We start from the raw sequence: 7,402 nt of genomic DNA, 5'->3' as shown, positions 1-7,402 counted from the left end.
CCTCTGGCTAACACTTCCCCTTGCCGGGTGTGTAGAGGACTTTCACCTCCCAGTCACCAGCGTGGCCACCACAGCCAAGCTGGTTGCGCTTGCGCGCAACGCGCCATGCCTGGCGCACCAAAAAAAACCCTCCGTGAGGAGGGTCAAGACTGCATGGGATGTCAGGGAGTACTCAGGCCCGCGGCGTTCATAAACATGCGCATCAGGCTGGCCACCACGAACAGGGCCAATACGCTACCGGCCCAGATCATTGCCAGCCAGCCCAGGCGCTGCCAGAGCGGCTTTTTCTCGGCCTGTTCGATATCGTCCAGTGAAGGTTTACCGGTCATGGTCCAAGCCTCCTAGTGATAGCCGTCTTCATGGGTCACCTTGCCGCGGAACACGTAGTAGCTCCAGAAGGTGTAGCCCAGGATGAACGGGATGATGAACAGCGTGCCCACCAGCATAAAGCCCTGGCTTTGCGGCGGCGCGGCGGCATCCCAGATCGAGACCGACGGCGGGATGATGTTGGGCCACAGGCTGATGCCCAGGCCGCTGTAGCCGAGGAAGATCAACACCAGGGTCAGCAGGAACGGCGTGTAATGGGCGTTGCGGGCCACGGCACGCACCAGCGCATACAGGGTCACCAGGACCAGGATCGGCACCGGCAGGAACCAGAACAGGTTCGGCAGGGTGAACCAGCGCGAGGCGATTTCCGGGTGAGCCAGGGGTGTCCAGATACTGACGATGCCAATCACCGCCAACAACACGAACGCCAGGGGCCGCGCCAGGTTATGCATCTGCTCCTGCAACTTGCCTTCGGTCTTCATGATCAACCATGTGCAGCCCAGCAGCGCATAGGCCACGATCAGGGCCACGCCGCAGAACAGGGTGAACGGGGTAAACCAGTCCAGTGAGCCACCGGCGAACTGGCGGTCGACCACCGGAAAGCCTTCGATAAACGCCCCCAGCGCCACGCCCTGGAAGAACGTCGCCGTCAGCGAGCCGCCGATAAACGCCTTGTCCCACAGGTGGCGCTTGTCATCCTTGGCCTTGAAGCGGAACTCAAAGGCCACGCCACGGAAGATCAAGCCGATCAACATCAGGACCAGGGGCAGGTACAAGGCCGAGAGCACCACCGAGTAGGCCAGCGGGAACGCGCCGAACAACGCCGCGCCCCCCAGTACCAGCCAGGTCTCGTTGCCGTCCCAGACGGGGGCGACGGTGTTCATCATCACGTCACGGTCGGTCTTGCCCGGGATAAAGGGGAAGAGAATGCCGATCCCCAGGTCAAAGCCGTCCATGATCACGTACATCATGATGCCGAAGATGATGATCACAGCCCAGATCAGCGGAAGATCAATACCCATGATTCAATTCCCCTTGTTCAGTGTGTCGCCGTGATCAGCGTCGCCGCTGTCATCGGCTGCCGACAATGGACGCGCCGGGGTACGTTGCTGCCCGGGGCCGCCATGGGCCGGTTCGGTACTGTCGTGGGCGATCGGGCCTTTGCGCACCAGGCGCATCATGTAGCCCAGGCCAGCGCCGAACAGGGCGAAATACACCACCACAAACAGCACCAGGGTGATGCTCATCTGCATCAGGCTGTGGTTGGAAGAGGCATCCGCCGTGCGCATCAAGCCGTAGACCACCCAGGGCTGGCGCCCGATTTCCGTGGTGAACCAGCCGGCCAGGATCGCAATCAACCCCGACGGCCCCATCCACAGTGCCAGGTACAGGAACGGCCGGTTGGTGTACATCTTGTCGCCCTTGCGCAGCCAGAGGCTGAACAGGCCGGTGAAGATCATCAGCATGCCCAGGCCGACCATGATCCGGAATGACCAGAACACGATGGTCGAGTTGGCGCGATCCTCAGGCGGGAACTCCTTGAGGGCCGGCACTTGCTTGTCCAGGGAATGGGTGAGGATCAGGCTGCCCAGGTACGGGATTTCCACCTTGTACTTGGTTCTTTCCTCTTTCATGTCCGGCCAGCCGAACAGGATCAACGGGGTCGGTTCATTACCGATGTTTTCCCAGTGGCCTTCGATGGCGGCAATTTTTGCCGGCTGGTGCTTCAGGGTGTTGAGACCGTGGAAGTCACCGATGACCGCCTGGATCGGCGCAACGATCAGCGCCATCCACATGGCCATCGATAGCATGGTGCGGATCGCCGGGTTGTCCTTGCCCCGCAGCAAGTGCCAGGCCGCCGAGGAGCCGACAAAGAATGCCGTGGCAACAAACGCCGCCGTGGCCATATGCGCCAGGCGATAGGGGAACGAGGGGTTGAAAATCACCGCCATCCAATCGGTTGGAATGACCTGGCCATTGACGATTTCAAAACCTTGCGGCGTCTGCATCCAACTGTTGGAGGCCAGGATCCAGAAAGTCGAGATCAAGGTACCGACGGCCACCATCACCGTGGCAAAGAAGTGCAGCTTGCGCCCGACCTTGTTCCAGCCGAACAGCATCACCCCAAGAAAACCGGCTTCAAGGAAGAACGCCGTGAGCACTTCATAAGTCAGCAGCGGCCCGGTGACGGAACCGGCGAAGTCCGAGAAGCGACTCCAGTTGGTGCCGAACTGGTAGGCCATGACCAGGCCGGAGACCACACCCATGCCGAAGTTGACGGCAAAGATCTTCGACCAGAAGTGGTAGAGGTCACGGTAGGTATCATTGCGGGTCTTGAGCCACAGGCCTTCCAGTACCGCGAGGTAACTGGCCAGGCCAATGGTGATGGCCGGGAACAGGATGTGGAACGAGATGGTGAATGCGAATTGAATTCGGGCGAGATCTAGCGCCTCCAAACCGAACATAAGTCTTCCTCTGTCAGGTAATACCAGCTGCAGGCGGGGAGGCCTGCACCCACTGCCCCCACGGATATGGAGTGTGGCGAATTGCAATTCGTTCTTTTTATAACCGACCACGTAGGGATTCTGGCCTTTCGGCCACCAGGCCAACGCTGCAATCAGCATTGATCTGGATCAAGCAACGCTCAAAGAATAGTCCCATTTTTCGGACGGGATGGTGTGGTCTTTTGCCGCGCGACAGGCTGCCCCGGTAAAATGGATGTCTTGCTAAGGATATCTGTATGACAGCAACTATTTGTTACAGGTTGATGCTAATCTCGCCGTTCCCCACGCTCAGTCCAGTCCTCGCCGATGCCCAGTGAAACCCCGCTGCTGTTACGTCATCACCGCCCTTTTATCGCGTTCTGGCTGGCACGGATCTTTACCGCCAGCGGCTTCCAGATGCTCACCGTGGCCATCGGCTGGAACCTCTACCAACTGACCGGTAACGTGCTCGACCTGGGGTTGGTGGGCCTGGTGGAGTTTGTGCCACGGGTGCTGTTCATGCTGCACACCGGGCATGTGGCCGACCGCTACGAGCGGCGCAAGGTCGCCGCTCTTTGCCAGACGCTGCAGGCCTTGATTGCCTTGGCGCTGGTGATTGGCAGCCTGACGGACCATATCACCCGCGAGATGATCTTTATCCTCGCCTTCCTGCTGGGCTCGGCCCGCTCCTTTGAAATGCCCACCACCCAGGCCCTGCTGCCGAGCATCGTGCCCAGCGCCCTGTTCCCGCGGGCGGTGGCGGCGGCACAATCGGCCCAGCAATCGGCCACCATCGTCGCGCCGGCCCTGGGCGGTTTGCTCTATGCCTTCGGCAGCGCCTGGGTGTATGGCCCGACCGTGTTGTTGTACCTGATAGCCTGCGGGCTGACCCTCAACCTGCCGGCACGGCAGACCCCGTTGAACAAGGGCAAGGCCACCCTCGACTCGCTGCTCGCAGGGATCCGTTTTATCCGCAGCCGACCGGACATCCTCGGGGCGATTTCCCTGGACCTGTTCGCCGTGTTGCTGGGCGGGGCCACCGCGTTGCTGCCGGTGTTTGCCAAGGACATCCTGCTGACCGGCCCCTGGGGCCTGGGGCTGCTGCGTTCGGCGCCGGCAGTCGGTGCGCTGCTGATGTCGTTGTGGCTGGCGCGGTTCGCCGTGGACCGGCACGTGGGCCGCGTCATGTTTACCGCCGTCGGTGTGTTTGGCGTGGCGACCATTGCCTTCGGCCTGTCCACCTCATTCTGGTTCTCGCTGGCGGTGCTGGTGGTGTTGGGGGCGGCCGACATGATCAGCATGGTGATCCGCGCCTCATTCGTGCAACTGGAAACCCCCGATGAAATGCGCGGGCGGGTCAGTGCGGTCAATGGCTTGTTTATTGGGGCGTCCAATCAGTTGGGCGAGTTTGAATCCGGGGTGACGGCGCATTGGCTGGGCACAGTGCCCGCCGTGGTGCTGGGCGGGGTTGGCACGCTGGTGGTGACTGGGGTGTGGATCAAGTTGTTTCCGACGCTGGCCAAGCGGGACCGCATGCATACGCCGTAAGTTGCCTCACTGGATACGCAACTGGCTCACCAGGGTATTGCGGGGCGCATTGATCGACGTGTTGCTGTACTCGAACCAGCCTGCAGCGCGGATATCCACGTCAAATATATAGATGTAGCCCATCAATGTACCCGCGCCATTGCAGGCCTGGCTGACGGCGCCGACCTGGCAGATCGCCGTCTTTTGCCCCGCAAGCCGCGCCCCATCAAAGGTGGCGATGGAATTATTGCCCAGCCCCGCTTCCATCACCGAGATCCGCGTCGGCCCACGGTGCTGGCACTGCCGGGTGCTGTCGACGCCCTCGGCGATGGACTCGTTGCACGCCTGGGACTGCACCTGGAACACCCGCACCTCGCTCAAGGCCGGTGCAGGCGCGCCCCACGCTGGTGCCGCCGCCAGCCACAGGCCGATACAGGCGAACGGAGCTAGACTCCACGCGATGGCTTTTTTCATGCTTTGGATGATCCTGGACTGAACGTCGACGGAGTATGCCTCAAGGCCACACTCAACAAAACCGAGGCTGGGCGCCACAGGCCGTCGACCTGCTGGTATGATGCGCCGCTTTTTCCGATCCTCTGTAGAAAACACGCAGCGCCTGGCGCAGTTTGTGCTTTGACTTTGAGGTCAACAAATCACGGCGCCAAGCGCGCCACAGGGAGCAGGCATGCTGGAAAAGCTGTTTCAACTCAAGGCACACAACACCAACGTGCGTACCGAGATTCTGGCCGGTATCACGACATTCCTGGCCATGGCCTACATCCTGTTCGTCAACCCGAGCATTCTCGGCGAAACCGGCATGGACAAGGGCGCGCTGTTTGTCGCCACCTGCCTGGCGGCGGCCATCGGTTCGACGATCATGGGCCTGATCGCCAACTACCCGATTGCCCTGGCACCGGGCATGGGCCTGAACGCCTTCTTTACCTACACCGTGGTCCTGCACCTGGGCCATACCTGGCAAGTGGCGCTCGGTGCGGTCTTCATCTCCGCCGTGCTGTTTTTCCTGCTGTCGATCTTCCGCATCCGTGAATGGATCATCAATGCCATCCCCTTGCCCCTGCGCTCGGCGATTGCCGCCGGTATCGGCCTGTTCCTGGCGCTGATCGCCCTGCATAACGCCGGCATCGTGGTCAGCAACCCGGCGACCATGCTGGGCATGGGCGACCTGGCCAAGCCTGCACCGATCCTGGCCACCCTGGGTTTTTTCCTGATTGTGGCCCTGGAAGCCCTGAAGGTGCGCGGCGCCGTGTTGATCGGCATCCTGGCCGTGACCATCGCCGCCATCGCGCTTGGCGTCACCCCGTTCGGTGGCGTGGTGTCGATGCCACCTTCCCTGGCCCCGACCTTCCTGCAACTGGATATCGCCGGCGCCCTGGACGTGGGCTTGATCAGCGTGATCTTCGCCTTCCTGTTCGTTGACCTGTTCGACAACTCCGGCACCCTGATCGGCGTCGCCAAGCGCGCCGGCCTGATGGGCAAGGACGGCCACATGCCGAAAATGGGCCGCGCCCTGATCGCCGACAGCACCGCGGCCATGGCCGGTTCGCTGCTGGGCACCTCGACCACCACCAGCTACATCGAGTCGGCTGCTGGCGTGAGTGCCGGTGGCCGCACCGGTTTGACTGCCATCGTGGTGGCGATCCTGTTCCTGCTGGCACTGTTCTTTTCGCCGCTGGCCGCCAGCGTCCCGGCGTTTGCCACCGCCCCCGCCCTGCTGTTTGTCGCGGTACTGATGACCTCCGGCCTGGCGGAAATCGACTGGGACGACATTACGGTCGCCGCCCCGGTGGTGATCACCGCCCTGGCGATGCCCTTCACTTACTCCATCGCCAACGGCATCGCCTTCGGCTTCATCGCCTGGACCGGTATCAAGCTGCTTACGGGCCGCTACCGTGAACTCAACCCAGCGCTGGTGATCCTGTCGATCCTGTTCGTGATCAAGCTAGGCTGGTTCCCCGCATGACTTTTGACGCAGCAAGTTACGCCCAGCAACTGCAAGAAAAGGTCACGCGCTTGCGTGACCTGCTCGCGCCGTTCGACGCGCCCGAGCCGCAGGTGTTCGATTCGCCCCTGCAGAACTTCCGCCTGCGCGCCGAGTTCCGCCTGTGGCGCGAAGACGGCCAGCGCCACTACGCGATGTTCTCCCAGGACGACAAGCGCACGCCGATCCTGATTGAGGAATTCCCCATTGCCAGCCTGCGCATCAACCAGTTGATGCCGCAGCTCAAGGCCGCCTGGCAAGCCAGCGCCGCCCTGAGCCACAAGCTGTTCCAGGTAGAGTTCCTCACCACCCTGGCTGGCGACGCGATGATCACGCTGTGCTATCACCGCCCGCTGGACGAACATTGGCACACCGCGGCCAACAAGCTGGCGGCCGAGCTGAACGTCAGCATCATCGGCCGCTCCAAGGGCAAGCGCGATGTGATCGGCCACGACTATGTAGTCGAGAAGCTCGAGGTTGGCGGTCGCACCTTCAGCTATCGCCAGCCCGAAGGCGCCTTCACCCAGCCCAACGGTACGGTGAACCAGAAGATGCTCAACTGGGCCTATGAAGCCCTGGGCGATCGCAGCGATGACCTGTTGGAGCTGTATTGCGGCAACGGCAACTTCACCCTGCCCCTGGCCACCCGCGTGCGCAAGGTACTGGCCACCGAGATCAGCAAGACGTCGGTCAACGCCGCCCTGAGCAACCTCGATGAAAACGCCGTGGGTAACGTCACCCTGGTGCGCCTGTCTGCCGAAGAACTGACCGAAGCCCTGAACGAGGTGCGGCCGTTCCGACGCCTGCACGGTATCGACCTCAAGAGCTACGCGTTCGGCAGCGTATTCGTCGACCCGCCCCGCGCCGGCATGGACCCGGACACCTGCGAGTTGACCCGACGTTTCGAGAACATCCTGTACATCTCCTGCAACCCGGAGACGTTGGCGGCGAACATTGCGCAACTGCATGACACCCACCGCATCACCCGTTGTGCGATGTTCGACCAGTTCCCGTGGACCCACCATATGGAATCGGGCGTGCTGCTGACCCGGCGCTAACCCCTTAG

At 61.9% G+C, this 7,402-nt stretch carries 7 protein-coding genes; 3 read left to right on the top strand and 4 right to left on the bottom strand.

The window, feature by feature from the left end; all coding sequences use genetic code 11:
• Positions 1 to 161 precede the first annotated feature (161 nt).
• From BLL38_RS23735 to BLL38_RS23725, 3 genes are read right to left on the bottom strand one after another with little or no spacing between them, the layout of a single operon-like run.
• Entirely contained in the window at positions 162 to 329 is a 168-nt protein-coding gene (locus BLL38_RS23735) for a DUF2474 domain-containing protein (protein WP_076964558.1), read from the bottom strand.
• Positions 330 to 341: 12 nt separating this feature from the next.
• A complete protein-coding gene (gene cydB / locus BLL38_RS23730; RefSeq protein WP_076964557.1) occupies positions 342 to 1,349 on the bottom strand; it encodes a cytochrome d ubiquinol oxidase subunit II in 1,008 nt (335 codons plus the stop codon).
• 3 nt (positions 1,350 to 1,352) lie between these two features.
• The gene (locus tag BLL38_RS23725) at positions 1,353 to 2,792 is read right to left on the bottom strand and encodes a cytochrome ubiquinol oxidase subunit I (RefSeq protein ID WP_076964556.1); all 1,440 of its coding nucleotides are present in this window, start codon (positions 2,790 to 2,792) and stop codon (positions 1,353 to 1,355) included.
• A gap of 345 nt (positions 2,793 to 3,137) precedes the next feature.
• Between BLL38_RS23725 and BLL38_RS23720 the strand changes: the two genes are divergently transcribed.
• Entirely contained in the window at positions 3,138 to 4,358 is a 1,221-nt protein-coding gene (locus tag BLL38_RS23720) for an MFS transporter (protein WP_076964555.1), read from the top strand.
• A 6-nt stretch (positions 4,359 to 4,364) separates the two neighbouring features.
• Here the strand turns inward: BLL38_RS23720 and BLL38_RS23715 are convergent, their stop codons facing one another.
• Entirely contained in the window at positions 4,365 to 4,811 is a 447-nt protein-coding gene (locus BLL38_RS23715) for a DUF4879 domain-containing protein (protein WP_076964554.1), read from the bottom strand.
• 211 nt (positions 4,812 to 5,022) lie between these two features.
• Between BLL38_RS23715 and BLL38_RS23710 the strand changes: the two genes are divergently transcribed.
• Entirely contained in the window at positions 5,023 to 6,318 is a 1,296-nt protein-coding gene (locus BLL38_RS23710; protein WP_032861840.1) for an NCS2 family permease, read from the top strand.
• On the top strand, positions 6,315 to 7,394 hold the full coding sequence (trmA, locus tag BLL38_RS23705) for a tRNA (uridine(54)-C5)-methyltransferase TrmA (protein WP_076964553.1): 1,080 nt from the start codon (positions 6,315 to 6,317) through the stop codon (positions 7,392 to 7,394). Before BLL38_RS23710 ends, trmA begins: the two co-directional genes overlap by 4 nt.
• The last annotated feature ends 8 nt before the right edge of the window (positions 7,395 to 7,402 follow it).

Source organism: Pseudomonas gessardii, from assembly GCF_001983165.1.
GTDB lineage: Bacteria > Pseudomonadota > Gammaproteobacteria > Pseudomonadales > Pseudomonadaceae > Aquipseudomonas > Aquipseudomonas gessardii.
This window is presented reverse-complemented; position numbering and strand designations above follow the sequence as displayed.

Excerpts from the sequence above, each read along its gene's own strand:
- BLL38_RS23715 (WP_076964554.1), bottom strand. The coding sequence starts at position 4,811 with ATGAAAAAAGCCATCGCGTGGAGTCTAGCTCCGTTCGCCTGTATCGGC.
- BLL38_RS23725 (WP_076964556.1), bottom strand. The coding sequence starts at position 2,792 with ATGTTCGGTTTGGAGGCGCTAGATCTCGCCCGAATTCAATTCGCATTC.
- BLL38_RS23735 (WP_076964558.1), bottom strand. The coding sequence starts at position 329 with ATGACCGGTAAACCTTCACTGGACGATATCGAACAGGCCGAGAAAAAG.
- cydB (WP_076964557.1), bottom strand. The coding sequence starts at position 1,349 with ATGGGTATTGATCTTCCGCTGATCTGGGCTGTGATCATCATCTTCGGC.
- trmA (WP_076964553.1), top strand. The coding sequence starts at position 6,315 with ATGACTTTTGACGCAGCAAGTTACGCCCAGCAACTGCAAGAAAAGGTC.
- BLL38_RS23710 (WP_032861840.1), top strand. The coding sequence starts at position 5,023 with ATGCTGGAAAAGCTGTTTCAACTCAAGGCACACAACACCAACGTGCGT.
- BLL38_RS23720 (WP_076964555.1), top strand. The coding sequence starts at position 3,138 with ATGCCCAGTGAAACCCCGCTGCTGTTACGTCATCACCGCCCTTTTATC.